The sequence below is a fragment of the Frigoribacterium sp. RIT-PI-h genome (genome assembly GCF_001297205.1).
Taxonomy (GTDB): domain Bacteria; phylum Actinomycetota; class Actinomycetes; order Actinomycetales; family Microbacteriaceae; genus Frigoribacterium.
Window position 1 is genome coordinate 82,890 of sequence record NZ_LHOZ01000076.1, and the last position, 22,221, is coordinate 105,110.

At 73.3% G+C, this 22,221-nt stretch carries 18 protein-coding genes, 1 tRNA gene and 2 pseudogenes; 10 read left to right on the top strand and 11 right to left on the bottom strand.

All coding sequences use genetic code 11. From position 1 onward, the window contains the following. Positions 1-34 precede the first annotated feature (34 nt). Positions 35-382: a hypothetical protein gene (locus AEQ27_RS17835; RefSeq protein WP_054146651.1), complete on the bottom strand. Its 348-nt coding sequence runs from the start codon at positions 380-382 to the stop codon at positions 35-37. Further along, positions 382-1,494, bottom strand: a complete 1,113-nt coding sequence (locus tag AEQ27_RS17840) for a DUF6177 family protein (protein ID WP_054146652.1) — start codon at positions 1,492-1,494, stop codon at positions 382-384. Before AEQ27_RS17840 ends, AEQ27_RS17835 begins: the two co-directional genes overlap by 1 nt. Positions 1,495-1,707: 213 nt before the next feature. Here AEQ27_RS17840 and AEQ27_RS10760 point away from each other — a divergent pair, with 213 nt between their 5' ends. After that, positions 1,708-2,451, top strand: a complete 744-nt coding sequence (locus AEQ27_RS10760) for a hypothetical protein (RefSeq protein ID WP_054146653.1) — start codon at positions 1,708-1,710, stop codon at positions 2,449-2,451. Positions 2,452-2,506: 55 nt separating this feature from the next. Here AEQ27_RS10760 and ptsP read toward each other — a convergent pair whose 3' ends face one another. Beyond that, entirely contained in the window at positions 2,507-4,156 is a 1,650-nt protein-coding gene (ptsP, locus tag AEQ27_RS10765) for a phosphoenolpyruvate--protein phosphotransferase (RefSeq protein ID WP_255349764.1), read from the bottom strand. Between the two features lie 164 nt (positions 4,157-4,320). On the opposite strand from ptsP, the gene AEQ27_RS10770 reads away from it, so the two are divergent. From AEQ27_RS10770 to AEQ27_RS10810, 9 genes and pseudogenes are all read left to right on the top strand, one after another. Then, the gene (locus AEQ27_RS10770) at positions 4,321-5,496 is read left to right on the top strand and encodes a YihY/virulence factor BrkB family protein (protein WP_152970316.1); all 1,176 of its coding nucleotides are present in this window, start codon (positions 4,321-4,323) and stop codon (positions 5,494-5,496) included. 10 nt (positions 5,497-5,506) lie between these two features. Beyond that, entirely contained in the window at positions 5,507-6,352 is an 846-nt protein-coding gene (locus AEQ27_RS10775; protein WP_054146655.1) for an exodeoxyribonuclease III, read from the top strand. Between the two features lie 47 nt (positions 6,353-6,399). Continuing rightward, positions 6,400-7,404, top strand: a complete 1,005-nt coding sequence (trpS, locus tag AEQ27_RS10780; RefSeq protein ID WP_082383447.1) for a tryptophan--tRNA ligase — start codon at positions 6,400-6,402, stop codon at positions 7,402-7,404. Between the two features lie 2 nt (positions 7,405-7,406). Further along, positions 7,407-8,111, top strand: a complete 705-nt coding sequence (locus tag AEQ27_RS10785) for a GNAT family N-acetyltransferase (protein ID WP_054146656.1) — start codon at positions 7,407-7,409, stop codon at positions 8,109-8,111. Positions 8,112-8,149: 38 nt separating this feature from the next. Continuing rightward, on the top strand, positions 8,150-9,151 hold the full coding sequence (ribD, locus tag AEQ27_RS10790) for a bifunctional diaminohydroxyphosphoribosylaminopyrimidine deaminase/5-amino-6-(5-phosphoribosylamino)uracil reductase RibD (RefSeq protein WP_082383461.1): 1,002 nt from the start codon (positions 8,150-8,152) through the stop codon (positions 9,149-9,151). Between the two features lie 17 nt (positions 9,152-9,168). Beyond that, a pseudogene (ribA, locus tag AEQ27_RS10795) lies at positions 9,169-9,789 on the top strand (GTP cyclohydrolase II); the annotation flags it as partial. 214 nt (positions 9,790-10,003) lie between these two features. Beyond that, positions 10,004-11,350 (top strand): MFS transporter, encoded by a 1,347-nt coding sequence (locus tag AEQ27_RS10800; protein ID WP_054146659.1) that lies wholly within the window; start codon positions 10,004-10,006, stop codon positions 11,348-11,350. A gap of 174 nt (positions 11,351-11,524) precedes the next feature. Then, positions 11,525-13,477, top strand: a complete 1,953-nt coding sequence (locus AEQ27_RS10805; RefSeq protein WP_054146660.1) for an ABC transporter ATP-binding protein — start codon at positions 11,525-11,527, stop codon at positions 13,475-13,477. Positions 13,478-13,532: 55 nt separating this feature from the next. After that, positions 13,533-14,567 (top strand): 3-hydroxyisobutyryl-CoA hydrolase, encoded by a 1,035-nt coding sequence (locus AEQ27_RS10810; RefSeq protein WP_054146661.1) that lies wholly within the window; start codon positions 13,533-13,535, stop codon positions 14,565-14,567. Between the two features lie 111 nt (positions 14,568-14,678). On the opposite strand, the gene AEQ27_RS10815 is transcribed toward AEQ27_RS10810, so the two are convergent. The 8 genes and pseudogenes from AEQ27_RS10815 to AEQ27_RS18085 form a co-directional block, all read right to left on the bottom strand. Next, entirely contained in the window at positions 14,679-15,731 is a 1,053-nt protein-coding gene (locus AEQ27_RS10815; protein ID WP_054146662.1) for a Gfo/Idh/MocA family oxidoreductase, read from the bottom strand. Continuing rightward, a pseudogene (locus AEQ27_RS10820) lies at positions 15,728-17,205 on the bottom strand (NAD-dependent succinate-semialdehyde dehydrogenase). Before AEQ27_RS10820 ends, AEQ27_RS10815 begins: the two are co-directional and overlap by 4 nt. 11 nt (positions 17,206-17,216) lie before the next feature. Beyond that, positions 17,217-17,822 (bottom strand): isochorismatase family protein, encoded by a 606-nt coding sequence (locus tag AEQ27_RS10825; RefSeq protein WP_054146663.1) that lies wholly within the window; start codon positions 17,820-17,822, stop codon positions 17,217-17,219. Between the two features lie 38 nt (positions 17,823-17,860). After that, positions 17,861-19,282: a D-alanyl-D-alanine carboxypeptidase/D-alanyl-D-alanine-endopeptidase gene (dacB, locus tag AEQ27_RS10830; RefSeq protein WP_235451063.1), complete on the bottom strand. Its 1,422-nt coding sequence runs from the start codon at positions 19,280-19,282 to the stop codon at positions 17,861-17,863. Between the two features lie 144 nt (positions 19,283-19,426). Beyond that, complete coding sequence (locus tag AEQ27_RS10835) at positions 19,427-20,410, bottom strand: Gfo/Idh/MocA family protein (RefSeq protein ID WP_054146664.1); 984 nt, start codon at positions 20,408-20,410, stop codon at positions 19,427-19,429. 68 nt (positions 20,411-20,478) lie between these two features. Beyond that, on the bottom strand, positions 20,479-21,207 hold the full coding sequence (locus tag AEQ27_RS10840; protein WP_152970317.1) for a hypothetical protein: 729 nt from the start codon (positions 21,205-21,207) through the stop codon (positions 20,479-20,481). 210 nt (positions 21,208-21,417) lie between these two features. After that, positions 21,418-21,493: transfer RNA gene (locus AEQ27_RS10845), tRNA-Thr, on the bottom strand. Between the two features lie 57 nt (positions 21,494-21,550). Then, the gene (locus AEQ27_RS18085; protein WP_054146666.1) at positions 21,551-22,213 is read right to left on the bottom strand and encodes a TetR/AcrR family transcriptional regulator; all 663 of its coding nucleotides are present in this window, start codon (positions 22,211-22,213) and stop codon (positions 21,551-21,553) included. Positions 22,214-22,221 lie beyond the last annotated feature (8 nt).

A 22,221-nucleotide genomic window follows, 5' to 3' on the forward strand; every position in this document is an offset into this window, starting at 1 on the left:
TCGTGGCGGTGCCTGGGTGACTGTCGCCGCCCGGTCAGTCGTCCTCGACGATGCACGCGGCCTCGAGGCCGAGAGCGAGGCGCAGCGCGACCGACACACCCGTCTCGCCCTCGTCGCCCCACGGGGCGACGGCGTCGATCCAGAACACCGGGAGGCGCACCGAGGGCGGATCGGGCAGCAGGCGTTCGAGCTCGCCCGCCTCGGTCAGCTCCGCCGCCTGGTAGACGGTGAGCAGGGGCACGCCGCCCACCGCGAACACCTGGAGGGCGTCGCCGCCGTCGATCTCACGCACACCGAGCGACCCGTCGACCGCGTGGGCCGCGGAGGCGAGATCGAGCTGGTCGTACACGTGCGGACTCAGGATGGTGATGTCGCGGGGCATCAGGCCTCGCCCTCGGCCGGACGCCCGGTCTCGATCTCGGTCTCGGCCTCGGCCTCGGTCGTGGTCTCGTGCAGCAGGTCGAGTTCGTGCAGGTCTTCCTCCCACGCCTGGAGCAGCGGGCTGGCGCCGAGTTGGGCGAGCCGCTCGGGGCCGACGGCCTCGAGCGTGCGGTGCAGGGCGTTCCAGCCCGAGGTGGCCGCGTCGCCCAGGGGCACGACGAAAGCGGGGAGGCGAGGACGGCCGACCGCGACGACGGGCCGTTCGGCGTCGAGGGCGGAACGTTCGAGGCCGAGCCGTCGGACGGACGGCGCCCCGATCAGCAGGGCGACCGGGTTCGGCGGCGGGTAGGTGACCGCCCGGACGCACCGGTCGGACTCGCCCTCGCGGGCGATGACCAGGGCGAAGGGCGGCAGCGACGACTCGGCGGTGTGGCCGAGGGCGTCGGTCAGTCGCGCGATCGCGGCGTCGAGCGACCCCTCGGTCACGTCGACCGTCAACGCCGTGGTCTCTTCGATGCCGTGGTCGGGGACCCGAGCGGTGATCGTCGCCGAGAGATGCGGCCCCTCGACGCCGACCCGGGCGGTCTCGGGGGCCTGATGGCGCGCGTGTTGGGCCAGGACCCAGCGGTCCCAGACGTGCCCGGGGGGCTCGGTCGTCCCCCACCGGGTCGGGACGGAGCCCGAGACGGCCGCTCCCAGGGTCTCGACCGCGCCTCCGAGGCTCGTGTCGTGTGACGCCCGGTGCAGCACCGTGAGGTCGACGGTGAGCTGGCAGGTGGTGTCCACCGCATCGGCGATGATCGGCGGCGGCTCCGAGGCGGGAACCGCGGCGGCCACGTCCTGTTCGGTGGCCGCGGCGTCGACGTCGCCGTAGGGCACGCCCGTGAGGCCGTCACGGAGACGGTCCTGGTCGTCGTGGATCGCCCAGACTCCCCCGGCGGCGACCAGCGCGGCCCGGAGCCCCACCGTGAGGCGCGACCGTTCGCCGGTGACCAGGACGACACGTCGACCCGTGGCGGGTCGACCGAGGAGGTCCGCGAGCGGACGACTGAGTCGGACGACGCGAGCCCTGCTGTCGACCCGGACGGCGCGCGACGTGATCGCGTCGACCATCGGATGTCGTATCGGGATGCCCACCCGTCGATTCTGCTCCGTGACGCACGGCCGCGACCGGATGCACGGCGGACTCGGACCAGCGCGGCCCGGGACGGCCCTCGCAGCCTAGGCTTGGTCCCCGTCATCGCCACCGACCCTCGAGAGGCACGCCATGCACGACGTCCGACGTCTCGACCGACGACCCCGCCGGTCCGACCCTCGAGCGATCTCGTGAGGCGCCGCCCGTACCGCAACGGCGAACGCCCCGACGACCAGCGCGAACGCCGCCGCGCCTTCGCCGCCGCCGTGCGGACGAGACCACCCCTGCGCCCCACCGGCGCCCGCGACCCCGGCCGGGCCCCCGCCCGCCTCGACGAGCTCGTCGAGAAGACCCTGCTCTCGGGCGAGCACGACCGCCTGCTGGACGAGACCCGGGTGTCGGTCTGGCCGCGAGAACTCGACGCCGTCGTCACGGTCGTGGTGGACCGGCTCGATGCGCCGCCGTCGGTCGACCGTGCGGCGGTGGCCGCCGCCGTCGCGGACAACCTGGAGGCGCGGTTCGGCCTGCGAGCCGGAGCCTCGCCGACCGAGAGGGCGGTCGTCCTCTGGCAGTCCGTGGCCGGCGCCGATCAACGACTCGCCGAGAACGGGTGGGAGCGTGACGTCCTGTCGGACGACCGGGAGGCGCTGGCCGAGTTCTTCGCGTCGGACGGCGACCCGGTGCGGGCGCGCCTGACACGGTCGTCGGGTCGCCTGCACCTCGAGCTGCGGGGCACGAACGCACCCGTCGGCGACCGGTCGTCGTCGTCCGCCGTGCTGTCGCGGTCGAGTGCGCTCGTCCTCGTCGCCGATCCTCGTGGGCTCGTCTCAGTGCTCGACGAGGGCACGGCCGGAGCGCTCCGCGACGCGGTCGTCGCCTGGGGCGAACTCGCCGACCACCTCGACGAACGCCGGGCGGAGATCGATCCGCGCTGAGGCCGAGTCTCGGACCGACGGCGTCGACCCCCCGAGGGCCGACGCCGCGCGGGCGTCAGACGGTGGCGGCTTCGGCGGCCTGGCGGGCGCCGGCGGCCGTGGTCGCCGCGACGGCGGCGGTCGCGAGTCCACGGGCCTGGTCGAGCGTGTACCGCGAGAGCTCGAGACGCACGTCGGCCAGCGCGGCGGGCGTCATCGAGAGCGTGGTGGCCCCGAGCCCGACGAGCACGACGGCCAGCAGCGGGTCGGCCGCGGCCTCGCCGCAGATGCCTACGGGCTTGCCGGCGGCCGCGCCGGCGTCACCGAGGGACTTGACCAGGCGAAGCACGGCGGGGTGCCAGGGGTCCTGGTAGGCGGCCACGGAGCCGAGCATGCGGTCGGCCGCCATCGTGTACTGGGTCAGGTCGTTCGTGCCGACGCTGACGAAGTCGGCGCTGGCGAAGATCTGGTCGGCGAGCACGGCGAGCGAGGGGACCTCGGCCATCACGCCGACGGTCTTCAGCCCGAGTTCGCGGCCGAGGGTGACGAAGTACTCGGTCTCTTCGGCGTCGCTGACCATGGGTGCCATCACCCAGAGGTCGGCGGTGGTGGCGGCCTGCGCCGCCGCCAGGGCGGTGAGCTGGTCGCGCAGGATGTCTTCCTTGACGCGCAGGGCCCGGAGGCCGCGGAGGCCGAGGGCGGGATTCTCTTCGTGGGCGTCGTTCAAGAAGCTGAGCGGCTTGTCGGCGCCGGCATCGAGGGCGCGGACGACGACCTTCTTGCCCGGGAAGGCCTCGAGCAGCGCGGTGTAGCTCGCGGTCTGGCTCTCGACGGTGGGCGCGGAAGAGTTGCCGAGGAAGAGGAACTCGGTGCGGAACAGGCCGACGCCTTCGGCACCCAGCTCGATCGCCCCCGCGGCCTCGGCCGGCGCGCCGAGGTTGGCGAGCAGCGGGACGGCGTGGCCGTCGGCCAGTGCACCGTCGGTCAGGGGGGCGGCGGCCGCGGCCGCACGGTCGGCGATGCGCTTCTCGGCGTCGGCGACCTCGTCGGCGGAGGGGTCGCCCGTCACGACGCCGCTCGCGGCGTCGGCCACGACGACGGGGCCGTCGGCCCGGTCGAGGGCCCCGGTGCCCCCGACGATCGCGGGGGTCGGCTTGGACCGGGGGAGGATCGCCGTGTGGGACGTGGGCCCGCCGTCACGCGTGACGAGCGCGAGCACCTTGTCGAGGTCGAGCAGGGCGGTGTCGGCGGGGGCGAGGGCGGGGGCGGCGAGGACGAACGGGGTGTCGCTCTCGGGCCCACCCGGGGCGGGGGCGCCGCGCCCCGAGGCGATGACGCGCTGTGCCACGTCGCCGAGGTCGGTGGCCCGCTCGGCCATGTAGCCACCCATGCCGATGAGGAGGTCCTGGAAGGCCGCGAACGCCTCGTGCACCGCGCGTTCGCCGGTGCGCCCGTCGTCGATGCGGGCCTTGACGTCGTCGGTCAGGGTCGGATCCTGTGCCATCAGCGACTGGGCGTCGAGGACGTCCTTCGCCTCGCCGCCGGCCTTCTCGCCCCGAGCCGTGAGGTCGGCGGCGAGCGTGGACAGGGCGGTGGGCACGGCGTCGTACTCGAGGGCCGCGTCGGCCGTGCGCGGGTCGGTGCCCGGCTCGGGCAGCGGATCGGGCATCTTCTTGACGGGGCCGACGGCCACTCCACGTCCGACGCCAACGCCCTGTAGTGCCACGGTGAACCTCTTCGAGTCTCGATGGGGGGACGTGCGGCAGGACGCCGGGCACGCCCACGGTCGGTCCATCGTAGACGGAACGCCCGGACGTCCGGTCAGTGCCGATCCCGGCGTCGACCCCGGCGACCCGGGCCGCCTCGCCCGGCCACCCCTACCCTTGGGGAATGCGCGCGCCGTGGACCCGAGAACCGACGCCCGACCCGGCCGAGGCGACCAGCGCCTCCTCGGTCGGCGGCCCGACCGGACGCGCCCGTCGGGCCGGGTCGCGCGTCGTGGGGTCACGCCCGACCCGCGTGCTGGCGCGGCACGTCACGGCGAAGGGACCGCTGCTCGCGGCCGGGCTGACCTATCAGGCGCTCTTCGCCCTCTTCGCCGCCCTGTGGGTGGGTTTCTCGGTCGCCGGGTTCGTCGTCTCGGGTGATCGACTGCTGCGCGACGAGTTGATCGTGTTCATCCGCTCGGCCGTGCCCGGACTGATCCAGGACGTCGACGGCACGGGTGTCGTCGACCCCGAGCTGCTGCTCGACGCGTCGGTCTTCGGCTGGACCGGCGCCGTCGCCCTGCTCGGTCTGCTCGTGTCGTCCATCACGTTGCTCGGCAGCATGCGCGACTGCGTCCGGATCGTGTTCCGGGCGCCCCAACCCGTCACGCCCCTCGGTCGACTGATCGTGCGCGACCTCGGCCTGGCGCTCTGCTTCGGCGCCGCGGTCGTCGTCTCGGCGACGCTGTCGCTGCTCAGCACCACGGCGGTCTCGGGCCTGCTGTCCGGGGTCGGCGTCTCGACCCGGTCGACCGTCGGCGAGGCGACCCTTCGCGTGGTCGGCGTCGTGCTCGTGTTCGTCTTCGAGACCGCGGTGCTCGCCGTGCTGTTCCGCGTGCTGGCGGGGCTCCACATCCCCTTCCGTCGACTGCTCTCGGGGGCGACGATCGGCGCGGCCGGGTTCGTCTCGCTGACCGTGGTCGGCGGCGTCGTGCTGCGGGCCACGGGCTCGAACCCCCTGGTCGCCTCGTTCGCGGCGATCGTCGGACTGCTGATCGTGATCAACCTGCTGTGCCAGGTACTGCTGCTCAGCGCCGGCTGGATCGCCGTCGGCATGGACGACCTCGGCGTCCGCGCCGACCCGCACGAAGAGGCGGCCCGCCTGCGACGCCTCGAGGAGGAACGGCGAGCCCAGGAGGCGCGGGCCCGGTCGCGCGGCGGTCGTCTCGTCGACGGCGCCCGCGGCCTGCTCTCGCGGTCGCTGCGTGCCGTCCGCCGGGGCGACCCGTCCGACGTCCCACGCACGGACGCCTCACCCACGGGCCCTCCGGACGGCACCCGTGACGGTGCCCGCCGCTAGTCTGGAGCCCATGTCCACGCGCCTCCGTCTCGCCACCGTCAACGTCAACGGCGTCCGCGCCGCCTTCCGCAAGGGCATGGGCGACTGGCTCTCGGCGCGCGACGTCGACGTGCTCACGCTGCAAGAGGTGCGCGCCTCGACCGACGACCTCGAGGGCCTGCTCGGCCCGGAGTGGAACGTCGTCCACGACCCGGCGACCGCCAAGGGCCGGGCCGGGGTCGCCATCGCCAGTCGGGGCAAGGCCCACGTGCACCGCGTCGAGCTCGGGCCCGACGACTTCGACAGTGCGGGCCGCTGGCTCGAGGCGGACTACGAGATCGACGGCACCGTGGTCACCGTGGTCAGCACCTACGTCCACTCGGGCGAGGTCGACACCCCCAAGCAGGACGAGAAGTGGAAGTTCCTCGACGCCATGTCGGCGCGGCTCCCCGAGCTCGCCGCCCACAACGAGCTCTCGGTGGTCACGGGCGACCTCAACGTGGGGCACCGCGAGCTCGACATCAAGAACTGGAAGGGCAACGTCAAGCGCGCCGGCTTCCTCCCCCGAGAGCGGTCGTACTTCGACCGCTTCCTCGGCCCGGCGGGCGAGCAGGTCGAGACGGTCGACGGCACCGGCGGACAAGGCCTCGGGTGGGTCGACGTGGGTCGGCGCTTCGCGGGCGAGGTCGAGGGGCCCTACTCGTGGTGGTCGTGGCGGGGGCAGGCCTTCGACAACGACACCGGCTGGCGCATCGACTACCAGTTGGCCACCCCCGCGTTGGCCGACAGGGTCGAGCACTACGTGGTCGACCGGGCCGCTGCCTACGACCAGCGATGGTCGGACCACGCCCCGGTCGTCGTCGACTACCGACTCTGACCCGCGTCCCACCTCTTCCTTCTCGCACCACCCCGACCGAGGACCTCATGACCAAGCCCCGTCTCTTCTCCGGCATGCAGCCGTCCGCCGACTCGCTCCACGTCGGCAACTACATCGGCGCGCTGCAGCAGTGGAAGTCGCTGCAGACGACGCACGACGCCCTGTTCTGCGTCGTCGACCTGCACGCCATCACCGTCCCTCAAGACCCCGCCGCGTTGCGGGCCCAGATCCGCGGCACCGCGGCGCAGTACATCGCCGCGGGCATCGACCCGGCCCGGTCGACCCTGTTCATCCAGTCGCACGTGCCGGCCCACACGCAGCTGGCCTGGGTGCTCAACACCCTGACCGGCTTCGGCGAGGCCAGCCGCATGACGCAGTTCAAGGACAAGGCGGCGAAGCAGGGGTCCGACGCGGCCTCGCTCGGCCTCTTCGCGTACCCGACGCTCATGGCCGCCGACATCCTGCTCTACCAGGCCGAGACGGTTCCGGTGGGTGACGACCAGCGTCAGCACGTCGAACTCACCCGCGACCTCGCCACCCGGTTCAACTCCCGCTTCGGCGAGACGTTCGTCGTTCCCGAGGCGACGATCCAGAAGGAGTCCGCACGCATCTACGACCTGCAGTCGCCCGAGTCGAAGATGAGCAAGTCGGCGGCGACCGACTCGGGTGTCGTGTGGATGCTCGACGAGCCGAGCCGGACCGCCAAGAAGATCAAGTCGGCGGTCACCGACGCCGAGCGTGAGATCCGCTTCGACCGCGGGGCCAAGGCGGGCGTCTCGAACCTCCTCACAATCCTCTCGTCGTTCTCGGGCGACAGCGTGGCCGACCTCGAAGAGCGCTACGCCGGTCGCGGCTACGGCGACCTGAAGAAGGACGTGGCCGAGGTCGTCGTCGAGACCTTCGCGCCCGTCCGCACCCGGGCGCTCGAACTGCTCGACGACCCGACCGAGCTCGACCGCATCCTCGCGGTCAACGCCGATCGGGCGAACGAGATCGCCCAGGCCACGATCGACACCGTGTACGACCGCATCGGCTTCGTCCGCAAGGCCTGATCGTGCTGCCGTTCGTGCTCGCGTCACCGACCCTCGAGTTGGTGGTGCCGAGCGCGGCCGACGTGCCGGCGATCGTCGACGCCTGCCGCGACGAGACGCTGCAGCGGTTCACCACGGTGCCCGTCCCGTACGCACGGTCCGACGCCGAGTTCTTCCTGCGTCGCATCGTGGACGACGGGTGGGCCACCGGGCGCGAGTTCACCTGGGGGCTGCGCCGCCCGGGGTCCGGCCTGCTCGAGGGCGTCATCAGCGTGCGGCTCCGGTCGTCCGACGTCGGCTTCTGGACGGCCCCGGCCTCGCGGGGTCACGGCCTGATGACCGAGGCCCTCGGGCTGGTGGCCGACTGGGCCTTCGGTGCCGGCGGGCTGCGCGAACTCTTCTGGGAGGGCTACGTCGGCAACGACGCCTCGGCCGCCGTCGCCCGTCGCACGGGCTTCACGTATCAGGGCGTCGGCCCCGGGCTCCACCCCGACCGCGACGGGGGCCACCCCCTCTGCTGGAAGGCCCGCCTGCGGCCGGGCGACGCGCGGGTGGCGCGACCGGGCTGGCCCGACCTGGGGCGTGCCGGGACGCGTCCCGGCCGCTCGACGGAATACCCCGTCGCCGACGGCGTTGACTCCCTCACCGATGCCGTCGACGGCATCGTCCGCCCGTCCCCCACCGCGTACGCCCCGGCGCGCGACCGTTCCGTCCCGGAGGCCCCGTGAGCATCGACTCGATCGACCACGATCTCCTCGAACACGTCATGCGACGGGCCGTCTCGCTGGCTCGACGCGGACCGGCCCGCGGGGTCAACCCCCAGGTCGGTTGCGTCCTGCTGCGCCCCGACGGCAGCACGGCGGCCGAGGGATGGCACCGGGGTGCCGGCACCCCGCACGCCGAGGTCGACGCCCTCTCGCACCTCGCCCCCGGTGAGGCCCGCGGCCTGACCGCCGTCGTCACGCTCGAACCCTGCGACCACGTGGGCCGCACCGGGCCCTGCAGCGTCGCCCTGATCGAGGCGGTCGTCTCCCGCGTCGTCCACGCCGTCGCCGATCCCGGCGCGTCCTCCGGTGGCGGGGGCGACCGGCTGCGGCGGGCCGGTGTCGAGGTCGTCGCCGGCGTGCTCGCCGACGAGGCCGCAGAAATGGCTCGCCGGTGGTTGGTGACGGCCCGGACGGGCCGACCCTTCGTGACGCTCAAGTGGGCCTCGAGCCTGGACGGCCGCACCGCCGCGTCCGACGGCAGCAGCCGGTGGATCACCGGCACCGCGGCACGGCAACACGTCCACGAACAGCGGGCGGCCCACGACGCGATCCTGGTGGGCACGGGCACCGTGCTGGCCGACGACCCCAGCCTGACCGCCCGGGGCGACGGCGGAGAACTGCTCCCCGACCAGCCGCTGCCCGTCGTCGTCGGCACGCGCCCCGTGCCCCCCGACGCCGCCCTGCGCCGGCATCCCCGCGAGCTCGTCGAGACAGGCACGCACGACCTCGAGGCCGTGCTCGACGACCTCGGACGCCGCGGGGTCCGCAGCGTGTTCGTCGAGGGCGGACCGACCGTGGCGAGCGCGTTCGTCCGGCTCGGACTCGTCGACGACTACGTCGTGTACCTGGCGCCCACGCTGCTCGGCGGCCCCCGGACAGCCCTCGACGACCTCGGCGTGGACCACATCGACGGGCAACGACGACTGCGCGTCACCGACGCGCACCCCCTCGGCGACGACCTGGTGGTCGTCGCCCGCGACACCTCCAGGAGACACGCATGACCACCACCCCCGCCGCCTCGTCCCAGGTGTCGTTCGAGGTCGAGACCACGGTCCCCACCAGCCACGGCACCTTCCGCATGAGGGCCTACCGCGACACGGTCACCGGGGCCGACCACGTGGCGATCATCGCGAGCGATCCGACGGGCCTCCGCCCGGCGGACGGCGCCCTCGTGCGCGTCCACTCCGAGTGCCTCACCGGCGAGGCGTTCGGCTCGCTCAAGTGCGAGTGCGGCCCGCAACTCGACGCCGCGCTCGACACCATCCGGGACCACGGCGGGGTCGTCGTCTACCTGCGCGGCCACGAGGGTCGTGGCATCGGCCTCGTCAACAAGCTCCGGGCCTACCGCCTGCAAGAGGACGGCCTCGACACCCTCGACGCCAACCTCGCCCTCGGGCTGCCGGCGGACGCCCGAGACTACGGGGCCGCTGCCGACGTGCTGCGTGACCTGGGGCTCACCCGCGTCCGGTTGCTGAGCAACAACCCCGAGAAGCGACGTCAGCTCGGCGAGCACGGCATCGAGGTCACCGACCTGGTGCCGCTCGTCGTCGGCGTCGGCGCCTTCAACGAGGGATACCTCGACACCAAGCGCGACCGCATGGGTCACGAGCTGCCCGGCCACCTCGGCGCCGACGACTGAGCCCGAGCCGGCTGACCCCGGGGCCCGGAGCGCGTCCCCGCCGGGGTACAGGCGGGAGTACCATGGACGTCGGCTGTCACGAGCGGCCACCGTCTCACCCGGCCGAGCGATCCGCAGATCCCTGCACCGCGCCTCCGTCCGACCCGTTGCGCCGCATCACGCGCCCGGTCGTCGACGTCCGCCGGGACCTCGACCCCTGCCTCGGAGTGCCCCCGTGTCCGTACCCACCGTCGATCCGTCGACGTCGTCCGCCCCCACCACCAACAAGCGCTCGCGCGTCATCGTCGCGAGCCTCATCGGCACCTCGATCGAGTTCTACGACTTCTACGTCTACGCGACCGCCGCGGTGCTGGTCTTCCCGACGATCTTCTTCGCCAACGACGACCCCGCCGTGGCGCGGCTCGCCTCGTTCGCGGTCTTCGGCGTCGCGTTCATCGCCCGGCCGGTCGGGTCGATCGTCTTCGGTCACTTCGGCGACCGCATCGGCCGCAAGGGCACCCTCGTGGCCTCGCTGCTGACGATGGGCATCGCGACGGTGCTGATCGGCTGCATCCCGGCCGGCACCACGCCCGGCTGGGCGGTCGCCGGCCCGGCCTGCCTCGTCGTGCTGCGCTTCTGCCAGGGCCTCGGCCTCGGCGGCGAGTGGAGCGGCGCCGCGCTGCTCGCGACCGAGAACGCCCCGGCGAACCGCCGTGCCATCTACGGCACGTTCCCCCAGCTCGGTGCGCCCATCGGATTCATCATCGCCAACCTGCTCTTCGTGCTGCTGAACACGACCCTCACCGAGGAGCAGTTCCTGGCCTGGGGCTGGCGCCTGCCGTTCCTGGCGAGCGCCGTGCTGGTCATCATCGGCCTGTACGTGCGGTTCAAGCTGATCGAGACCCCGGCGTTCCAGAAGGTCGTCGACTCGGGCAACGTCGCGACGCTGCCGCTCGCCCGCGTGGTCCGGTCGAGCTGGCGCCCCCTGCTGCTCGGCACGTTCATCATGCTCGCGACCTACACGCTCTTCTACCTGATGACGACGTTCACGCTGACGTTCGGCACGGCCGACGCCGCGGGCGACCCGGCGGGTCTGGGCATCCCCCGGCCGCAGTTCCTCTGGATGCTCATCCTCGGCGTGGTGTTCTTCGGCATCTTCACCCTGGTGTCGGGGCCGCTCGCCGAGAAGTACGGGCGCCGCGCCATGCTCATCTGCGTGACGGCGGGCATCCTCGTCTTCGGCTTCACGTTCGCCCCGCTGTTCGCGGCCGGGGCCCTCGGGGCGCAGGCGCTGCTCATCATCGGCTTCGTCCTGATGGGGCTGACCTTCGGACCCATGGGTGCCGTGCTGCCCGAGCTGTTCCCGACGAGCGTGCGTTATACCGGCTCGGCGATCAGCTACAACGTGGCCAGCATCCTGGGAGCCGCCGTGGCCCCGTTCATCGCCGTGGCGCTCTGGACGGCGGCCGGCGGCAGCACGTGGCTCGTCGGCCTCTACCTGTCGTCGATGGCGGTCCTGACCCTCATCGCGCTCGTGCTCAGCCGGGAGACCCGCGACGTCGACTACGACACGGCCGGCTGACCGGACGCGACGTACCCTGCCGCCCGGCCCGCGCCTCCTGACCAGAGGCGCGGGCCGGTCCCGTGACGCAGGTGGAGGTCACCCGGACGAAGTACGGTCGTAGTCGGCGGTGGCACCGCCCGCGACACCGACCGCCGCACCCCGCGACGCCGGTCACCAGGCACGAGAGGCATCATGAGCTCCGACACACGCGCGCGCACGACGACGTCCGACGGGCAGGAGGCGCGGGTCGACCCCCCGGCCGCGCCCCGGTCACGGTGGGGTCGCCGCCCGCAGCCCGAGGGCCCCCGCGCCACGTTCCGTCAGCTGCTGCCCTACCTCTTCGAGCACAAGAAGGTCATGGCCTTCATCATCGTGCTCAGCGTCCTGGGTGCCGCGGCCTCGCTCGGTCAGCCGCTGCTCGTGCAGCAGGTCATCTCGGCCGTGCAGCAGGGCGTGACGCTCGGGCCCCTCGTCTGGGCGCTGGTCGCGCTGGTCGTCGTGGCCGGGCTGATCAGCGGGTTCCAGCACTACCTGCTGCAGCGCACCGGCGAGGGCGTCGTCCTCTCGAGCCGTCGTCGCCTCGTGGGACGCATGCTCCGGCTGCCGATCAGCCAGTTCGACACGCGCCGGACGGGCGGCCTCGTGTCGCGGGTCGGCTCGGACACCACCCTGCTGCGGGCCGTGCTCGCCCAGGGGCTCGTCGAGGCGATCGGCGGCAGCCTGACCTTCGTCGGCGCCCTGGTCGGCATGTTCCTGATCGACCCGGTGCTGCTCGGACTGACCGTGCTCGTCGTCGCCGTCTCGGTCGTCGTCGTCGTGCTGTTGTCCGGCCGCATCCGCGTGGCGAGCCGCCAGGCGCAGGAGAAGGTGGGTGACCTGACGGCCGCCGTCGAACGTGCCATCAGCTCGGTCCGCACGATCCGCGCCTCGGGCGCCACCGACCGCGAGATCGTGGCCGTCGAACGGGACGCCGAGGGGGCCTACCAACGGGGGTTGCAGGTGGCGCGCATCTCGGCCCTCGTCGTGCCGATCTCGTCCGTCGCGCTGCAGGCGTCGTTCCTCGTCGTGCTCGGCGTCGGGGGGTACCGGGTGGCGAGCGGTGCCATCGAGATCGCCTCGCTCGTCTCGTTCGTGCTCTTCCTCTTCCTCATGATCATGCCGCTCGGTCAGGCGCTCGGTGCCGTGCTCAGCGTCAACCAGGCCTTGGGGGCGCTCGGGCGCATCCAGGAGATCCTCGACCTGCCGAGCGAGACCGACGGGGACGAGCGCCTCGCGGCCGAGGTCGCGTCCCGCGAGGTCGGTGCCGGCGACGGTCCCGACACGGGGGACGACATCGCCGTCCGGTTCGACGACGTGCACTTCCGCTATCCCGATTCGCCTGTGGCCACCGGGACAGCGACGGGCGACTCGCGGGTCTCCGACGAACCCGGCCACGACTCGGGCGTGGGCCCCGTCGACGACGACCTCACGGTCCTGCGTGGCGTGAGCTTCTCGGTGCCCGTCGGCAAGCGCACGGCCCTCGTCGGCCCCTCGGGAGCCGGCAAGAGCACGATCCTGTCGCTCATCGAGCGCTTCTACGACCCGACCTCGGGTGCCGTGCGCGTGGGCGGGGCCGACGTCCGCACCCTCGACCGGCGCGACCTCCGCTCCCGCATCGGCTACGTCGAACAGGACGCACCCGTGCTCGCCGGGACGATCCGCGACAACCTCACCCTGGGGTCGCCCGAGGCGACGGACGACGACTGCCGTCGGGTCCTCGAGGCCGTGAACCTGACCGCCGTGCTCGAACGCGGCGACCAGGGTCTCGACGCCCAGGTGGGCGAGGACGGGGTGATGCTCTCCGGGGGCGAACGCCAGCGCCTGGCCATCGCCCGCACGCTGCTCAACGCGCCGCCGATCCTGCTGCTCGACGAGTCGACCTCGAGTCTCGACGGCCTGAACGAGCAGCGCCTCCGCGAGGCGATCGACGCGGTCGCCGAGAACCGCACGCTCATCGTCATCGCCCACCGGCTGTCGACCGTGGTCGACTCCGACCAGATCGTCGTCGTCGAGGCCGGCCGCGTGGTGGGCGTGGGCACCCACTCCGAACTGGTGCAGACGACGCCGCTCTACAAAGACTTGGCGAAGCACCAGCTCCTCGTCTGAGACCGGGGTGCGCGGGCGTCGGCGCACGGCCGCGACGCCGTGCGACGATGGCCCGATGAGCGACGTCGCCCCCACCGTCCTGACCCACGTCGACCGCGGGGTCGGTGTGCTCACCCTCAACCGCCCGCAGAAGATCAACGCGGTGACGCTCGAGATGCTGGGGCTCGTCGAGCAGGCGCTCGACGTCTGGGAGGACGATCCGGGGGTCTCGTCGGTGCTGCTGCGGGGCGCCGGGCCCCGGGGGTTCTGTGCCGGGGGCGACATCGCGTGGATCCACGCCAACGCCACGACGGACCCGCGACGCAGCGGCGACATGTGGCGGCGCGAGTACCGGGGAACGCTGCGTCTGGCGCGCTGGTCGAAGCCGATCGTGTCGCTCCTCGACGGCATCGCGCTGGGGGCGGGCGTCGGGCTCGGCGGTCACGTCACGCCCCGCATCGTCACCGAACCCAGCTCGGTGGGCATGCCGGAGACCCGCCTCGGGCTCTCCCCCGACGCGGGCGGCAGTTTCTTGCTGTCGCGGGCCCCGGGCGAGCTCGGCACCCCTCTCGCCCTGACCGGTCGTGCGATGACGGCTGCCGATGCCCTGCACACGGGCTTCGCCGACCTGTTCGTCCCGTCGTCCGAGCTGACGCGGGTCCTGCCGGCCCTGGCCGACGGGGGCCCCGACGCCGTGCGGGCACTCGGCGCGGACGCGGGACCGTCCGACCTCGCCGCGGCCGCCGAGTGGATCGACGACGCCTATCGGGGCGACGACGCGCGGACGATCGTGGGACGACTCCGCGACCTCTCGTATTCGGGTCTCGCCGATGCCGGAGCCGTGGCCGACGACCTCGAGGCGGCCTCGCCCACGTCGGTGGTGCTGACCCTGGAGGCGCGGCGGCGGGCGGCCCGTCTGCCCGACCTCGAGGCGGTGCTGGGGCAGGAACTGGGCATCGTCACCTCGCTCGCCGCCTCGCCGGACCTCGTCGAGGGCGTCCGCGCCCGGGTGATCGACAAGGACCGCTGCCCCCGATGGTCACCGCCGACCCTCGCCGAGGTCGACGTCGCCGCGACCATCGCGACGGTCGACTGGACGACTCGCCTCTGACCGAGGGGCGAGCGTCGTCCGCCCGTCGCAGACCGCGGCCGCTGCTGCCGACCGCAGACCGGCGGGCCACCCCGGCAGCAGCCCGAAGGCCGCGCGACGACCGCCGCCGGGTTAGAGGCGGATCACGCGTCCCTCGTCCGCGGAACGACGCGCGGCCTCGATCACTTCGAGTGCCCGGACGGCGTCCCAGGGGTCGACCGGCAGCTCGCCCTCGCCCCGGAGGGCACCGGCCAGCTGCGAGTAGAACGCGGGGTAGCACCCCGGATCGGTGGGCTCGTCGCGGCGTGCGCCGTCGCTGACCACGACGCCCGCACGGCGGCCGGCGTCGACACCGAAGGCGGGGTCGGTCGGCGCGACCCCCGACGCCAGCTGGGCCTCTTGCGGGTCGAGACCGTGCACCTCGTACGCCCCCGCCGACCCCAGCACACGGAACCTCGGCCCGGGCAGGGCCGCCACGTGGCTCATCGCCAGCCGCGACCGCCGACCGCCCTCGTGCTCGAACGACAGGAACACGTCGTCGTCGGCCGTGCCGGTCGGGCGGCGGGTCGCGATCTCGGCGTGGACCGCCCGGACCGGCCCCAGGAGTCGCATCACCTGGTCGACGAGGTGCGGGCCCAGGTCGAACAGGATGCCCCCACCGTCGGCCGGGGTCGCCCGACGCTTCCAGCCGGCGCGGTTCTCGAGCTTCCAGGGTTCGAAGCGTGACTCGACGGTGTGCACGTCGCCCAGCTCGCCCGACCCCGTGAGGCGCGTGGCCGTCAGGAAGTCGCCGCCCCCCCGCCGGTTCTGGTAGACGGTCAGCGGCCGGCCCAGCGATTCGGCGAGCCCGACGAGCCCGCGGGCGTCGGCGGCCGAGGTCGCGAGCGGCTTGTCGACGACGACGGCCGCTCCGGCCCGCAGGGCACGCGTCGCGGTCTCGACGTGGGTGTCGTTGGGGGTGGCCACGACGACAAGGTCGAGTTCACGCCGCCAGAGCTCGTCGACGTCGGCGACGACCTCGGCCCCGGGATGCGCCGCGGCGGCCTGGCCTGCACGGTCGGGGTCGCGCGTGACGACGGCGTCGACCTGCCAGGCCGGGTCGGCGGCCAGCAGCGCGCCGTGGAACACCCGGCCCGCGAGTCCGTAGCCCACGATGCCGACACGCAGCGGCTCGACGGCCCTCATGCGGCGGCGAACGGGTCGGGGGTCAGCACGTACACCGTCTCGAGGTACTCGTGGATGCCCTCGGCACCGCCCTCACGGCCGAGGCCCGACGACTTGACGCCGCCGAACGGCCCCGAGGCGTTGGACACCACGCCGACGTTGAGGCCGAGCATGCCGGTCTGCAGTCGTTCGGCGAGTCGCTGCCCCCGGGCGAGGCGCGGGTGAAGGCGTAGGCCACGAGCCCGAACTCGGTGTCGTTCGCGAGGTGGACGCCCTCGGCCTCGTCCCGGAACGTCGAGATCGCCAGGACCGGGCCGAAGATCTCGGTGGTCAGGATCTCGCTGCCGGGGGCGACGCCCGACACGACGGTCGGCTCGAAGAAGGTGCCGGGCCCGTCGACGGGGGGGCCGCCGGGCTCGACCACCGCCCCGCGGTCGACCGCGTCGCGGACGAGCCGGTCCGCCTTGTCGCCGGCCCGGCCGTCGCTCAACGGGCCCCCGGCGACCCCGCCGCCGGTCCCCGCGCCCACCCGGAGTCCGCGCACGCGCTCGACCACCCTGGCGGTGAACTCGTCGGCGACCGACTCGTGCACGATGAACCGGTTGGCGGCCGTGCACGCCTGGCCGACGTTGCGGAACTTCGCCTGCATCGCACCCTCGACCGCGGCGTCGAGGTCGGCGTCGTCGAAGACCACGAAGGGGGCGTTGCCGCCGAGCTCCATCGAGGTGCGCAGCACCTGCGCGGAGGCCTGCGTCAACAGCGGCGAGCCGGGCGGCGTCGACCCCGTGAAGCTGAGCTTCCGGAGGCGCGGGTCGCGGATCAGGGGCTCGCACACGTCGTTCGCCGACGGCGTCGTCACGACGTTCACCACCCCGTCGGGCACGCCCGCCTCGGCGAGCAGGGCGGCGAAGGCGAGGGTGGTGAGCGGCGTCAGCTCGGCCGGTTTGACGACCACCGTGCAGCCGGCCGCGAGGGCGGGCGCGATCTTGCGGGTCGCCATGGCGAGGGGGAAGTTCCAGGGGGTGATCAGCAGGCAGGGGCCCACCGGGCGGTGCAGCACCGTCGTCCGGCCGGTGCCCTCGGGGTTGGTGCCGTAGCGACCCGAGACGCGCACGGCCTCTTCCGAGAACCAGCGGAGGAACTCTCCGCCGTAGGTGACCTCGCCGAGCGACTCGTCCAGCGGCTTGCCCATCTCGAGCGTCATCAGCAGGGCGAAGTCGTCGCGCCGCTGCATCAGCAGCTCGAAGGCGCGGCGCAGCACCTCGCTGCGGTGCCGGGGAGACGTCGCCGCCCAGTCGTCCTGCGCGGCGACCGCGGCGTCGAGGGCCCGCAGGCCGTCGGCGGGAGTCGCGTCGGCCACCGCGACGACGACCTCACCCGTGGCGGGGTCGACGACGTCGATGGTGTCGCCCGAGGACGACGGGCCCCACGAGCCCCCCACGAAGAGACCGGTGGGCACGGCCTCGATCACCCGACGAAGCTCGGCAGCCGTCACGACCGGGCTGTTCACGCCGAGGCCCCGGTCGAGCCGTCGACGTCGGACGACGTCATGGTGCGGACGCCGGCCGCGCGCAGCTCGGCCAGGGCGGCCTCGCTCGGCGCCGGGGCCACACCCGCCACGAGGTCGGTCAGCACGGTCACCGAGTGACCCGCGGCGACGGCGTCGAGGGCCGAGGCCCGGACGCAGTGGTCGGTCGCCAGACCGACGACCTCGACCTCGTCGACGCCCGTCGCGGCGAGGACGTCACCGAACGGCCGCCCGTCGTCGCCGAGCCCGTCGAACAGCGAATAGGCCGGTCGCCCGTCGCCTTTGAGCACGTGGACGTCGACGAGCGCGGTGTCGAGCTCGGGGTGGTAGTCGGCGCCGGTCGAACCCTGCACGCAGTGCGTCGGCCACGAATCGACGAAGTCGGGCTCGGTGCTGAAGTGGCCGCCGTTGTCACCGTCGGGCGCGTGCCAGTCGCGACTGGCGACCACGAGGTCGTACCGGTCGCGGTGGGCGCGGAGGTGGTCGGTGACCGCCTGCGCGACGTGGGCGCCGCCGGTGACCCCGAGCGCGCCTCCTTCGGTGAAGTCGTTCTGGACGTCGATGACGAAGAGTGCTCTGGTCATGCGACCATTCTCGCGCGCCGCACCGACAGCGGCCCGCCTCAGCTGTTGGCCAGGTTGTCGCCGCAGCTGTAGACGGCCGTCGTCAGGGTGTCGAGGGCGGCCCGCGCGTTGTCCTGCACGGAGCCGATCGCGTAGAAGGCGAAGGTGAGCTTGGTGCCGTCCGCCGCGTCGACGGTGCCCGCGAGCGTGTAGGCCGTGTCGATCCAGCCGGTCTTGGCGTGCACGGCGCCTCGCGCCACCGCGTTCGAGCCCGTGAAACGGGAGGCGAGCGTGCCCGTCTTGCCCGACACCGGGAGGGCGTCGTAGACGACGCCCAGGCCGTGCTCGCGGTTCAGCACCTGGATCATGAGCCGCGCGACGAAGGTCGACGGCACGGCGTCGTTCTCGCTCAGGCCGGACCCGTCGATGATCGTGAGCGACGACGTGTCGAGACCGTAGGTCGACGAGAGGACGGTCTTGTAGAGGGTCGTGAGCGACGCGGCCGACCCGTCGGCACCGGACGCCTTCGACGAGACGCGCGCGAGCATCTCGGCGAGGGTGTTGTCGGAGGTCGGCAGCAGCTGCGAGATCAGGCGGCTGACCGGCTGGGACGACACCTGGGCGATGACGGTGCCGCTCGTGGCGGTGCCCTGGGTCATGGTGGCGGAGTCGGCGCCGACCACGCCCGCGGTGACGAGCGCGGACCGGAAGGCGTCGCCCGCGCGGGCGACGGGATCGGTGCTGCGCGGACTCGTCTGGGCCGCGGGGTTCGCCCGGTCGCCGTCGACCATGAGCGCGGTGACCTCGGAGTGGTAGCCGATGGTCTGCTCGGTGCGCTTCCAGGACGGGTCCCACTTGTCGGCGGGGTTCCAGAAGGTGGCGTCGAGCGTGATCTGCGTGAGGGGCTGCTCGCCGAGCGACGCCTTCACCTGGGTCGCGAGGTCGGCGACCGTGGGGGCCCCGGCGTACACGCTCGAACCCGTGGCACTGAGCGTGGCGTCGCCGCCGCCGACCAGGGACACGGCACCCGTCCCGGCGTCGCCGGTCACCCGGGTGGTGAGACGGGCGTCGGGCCCGAGGACCGACAGGGCGACCGCGCTCGTCAGGGTCTTCAGCACGCTGCCCGTGCGCGCCGGGGTCGAGCCGTTGCGGTCGAAGAGGACCTCACCCGTGGTGGCGTTGACCACGCTGCCCTCGAACTGGGCCAGACGGGCGTCGGACGCGGCACCGGCGACCGAGCAGGTCCGCAGACGCGTGGCCGCCGGGATGACGCCCGGTACCGACCGTGCGGGGTCGGCCGTGGGGGCCGCGGTCGGTGTGATCGTGACCGCCGGCTCGGGGCCCGGGGCGGCGGCCCGCGCCGTCGTGGCCCGGGCGCGGTCGCTGCCCCGGCGGCGACGGCGCCTCCGCCGAGCAGGGCGAACACGAGGACGCCCGCCGTCACGAGGACCCCTCGCGGCCGCGACGAGACCCAGCGCCACACGGACGAGCCCGACCCGGTGGACGGGACCGGGGCCGCATCGCGGGGCCCGGCGCCGACACCACCCGTGGTCGCCTCGGGACGGTCGTGACGTGGCTCACCCTGATCACTCATCGAGGACATCATACGGAGCGTCGCGCCGACGTCATCCCTCGGAGGGGTACCGCACGCCGATCTGCCGTCGGACCTCGTCCATCGTGCGCATGCCGCCCACGCCGTCGGCGGCGGTCAGCAACGGACTCTCGGGCTCGCCCGCCGCGACGACCCGTTCGAGCTCGAGCGCCTGGTGGTGCATGCCGCGCAGTCCGCCCTCGTCGGCGTCGAAGCGCTCGACCACGGCGTCGTCCGAGTCGCGCACGGTGAAGCCGCCGGGCGCGTAGAACGTGTCGTCGACGTCGATGCGACCGGCGGTGCCGAGCAGCGTCGCCGTGTTGCGGCCCGAGGTGTCGAGGGCGGCGTACAGCTGGGCCGTCGCACCCGACGCGTGACCGAGCTGGATCGCGACGCGGGCGTCGACGCCCTGGTCGCTGAGCGTGGCGGAGGCCGAGACCGTCGAGGGCGCCCCGAGCAGGTCGTCCGCGAACGACACCGGGTACACCCCGAGGTCGAGCAGGGCCCCGCCGCCGAGGGCCGGGTCGTTGATGCGGTGGTGGGGATCGGTGGGCAGCGACTGGACGTGCACGGCCGTCAGGAGGCGCACCTCGCCGATGACGCCGGAGCGCACGACCTCGCGCAGTCGCGCGCTCTGCGGCGTGTAGCGCGTCCACATCGCCTCGAGGACGACCACGCCGGCCTCGCGAGCGGCCGCGTAGACCCTCTCGGCCTCGGAGGCGTTCACGGTGAAGGACTTCTCGACGAGGACGTGCTTGCCGGCGGCGACGGCCGAGAGGGCGTTCTCGGCGTGGAACGGGTGCGGGGTGGCGACGTAGACCACGTCGACCTCGGGATCGGCCACCAGGTCGTCGTAGCTGCCGTGCGCCCCCGGGACCCCGGCACGGTCGGCGAACTCGCGCGCCTTGGCCAGGTCGCGGGACCCGACGGCGGAGACGGACAGCCCCGCCCCCAGCAGGTCGGAGGTGAAGGTGGCGGCGATGCCGCCGGCGCCGAGGATTCCCCATCGAAGTGTCATGCGGACTGTCTACCAGCCACCGCCGACGGCGAGGCCCTCCGGTACGAGTCCCTGGACCACCTCGCCGGTCAGCAGGCGTACCAGCGACTGGCCGAGCGGACGAAGTCCGGGCTGTCGTCCGGCGCTCCCCCGTGCACGGCGGCGAACCCGACGCAGGCGTGGGCGAGGTCTCCGCGGAAGTCCGGTCGATAGACGGCCGCGCGGTGCGGAGCCGAGGCCCACCACTTGGCGGCGGCGACGTCGCCCGTGGTCGCGGTGCCGCCGGCGAGGTTGCCGTCGCAGCCGACCGGGGGCACCCCGTCGCTGCGGACCACCTCGCCCTTGTGCCCCCAGGCGCTCAACGGATCGGGGCTCGGGTCGCCGGCGACCCAGAAGAGGTACTGCTCGAGGCATGCGTCGTGGCGCACGTTCGCGGCCGGCAGCAGTCCGAGGCACGCCGCCTCGCGCTGCTCCTCGTAGGCCGTGCGGAACGCGTCGAGGTCGGCGGCGGTGGTGCCCGTCGCGCCGCTCGCGGCGTCGGAGGCGCCCGTCGCGCCGCTCGGGGCGCCGGCAACGGGCTGCGCGGGCGAGGGGACGGAGGCGCTGGTGGCGTCGTCGACGCACCCCGCGCCTCCTGCGTCCTCGGCCGTGGACTCGGCCCCGGGTCCGGGGTCGCCACTCGCGAGGACCACCGTCGTCGGCCCGTCGGCCACGCCGGCCGTCGCGAGGGCCGAGGAGTCGCCTCCGGCCCAGACGACGAGGAGGATGCCTGCCAGGACGGCGGCGAGCAGCGCGGTGCAGATCACACGGAGGGGCATGCGGGCCACCTCCTTCCGGGGACCGGTGGGCGTCGCAGATCGACCGTAGGGCGACGGGACGAGGCCCGTGGGCCGTTCGGGGTACAACCCGGCCACGCGCTCACCACTACTGGGGGCGCAGGGACCGGGGACGAGGGCCTCGGAGCAGCGCACCCTCGGCACGGCCCACGGACGAGAACAGCCCCGGGTCGTCGTGACCCGGGGCTGTGGTGGAGCCGCTTATCAGAATCGAACTGATGACCTTCTCATTACGAGTGAGACGCTCTACCGACTGAGCTAAAGCGGCGGGACCGACCTCGGTCGGCTGCCCGTGCCTCGCGGCACGATTAGACACTGTACAGGATCAGCGGACCTCGCGTGTCACGAGGCGACCGAGCTCGACGAAGCTGGCCTCCATGCGGGCACGCAGGCTGTACCGCATGTCGCTGAGGTGGTCCCCGTCGTCGTCGTCGATCCACTCGGCCCAGGCGTGGCGGAGGGTGGCGATGCTGACCAGGGACACCAGGTGCGCGCGGCTGAGCAACGAGGCGTCGACGGCGTCGTCCGCCACCCCTTCGTCGGCCGCCATGCGCTGCGCGACGACGGTCGTCAGGCGCTCCTCGAAGACCCGCGTCGACGCGATGCGACGGGCCAGCAGGTCGGGGTGCGCCCGGAGCACCCGGCGGCGGAGGACGACCAGTTCGCGATCGACCGTCGCCGACTCGACGGCGTGCGTCAGCAGCTGGATGAGGCTCGACAGCACGGGCTCGTCGCGCTGGGCCACGAACCGCTCGAGGTCGCGACCGTCGGGCAGCGCCGGCGGATCGCCGACGACGGCCTCTTCCTTGGACGGGAAGTAGTTGAAGAAGGTCCGCGGCGAGACGTCGGCCCGGCGGCTGACCATGTCGACCGTGACCGCGTCGAGCCCGTGTTCGACGATGAGGTCGAGGACGGCGACCTGGATCGCTCGTCGGGTGGCCAGACGTTTGCGCTCGCGCAGGCCGGGGGCGGCGTTCGGGTCGCTCATCAGGCCAT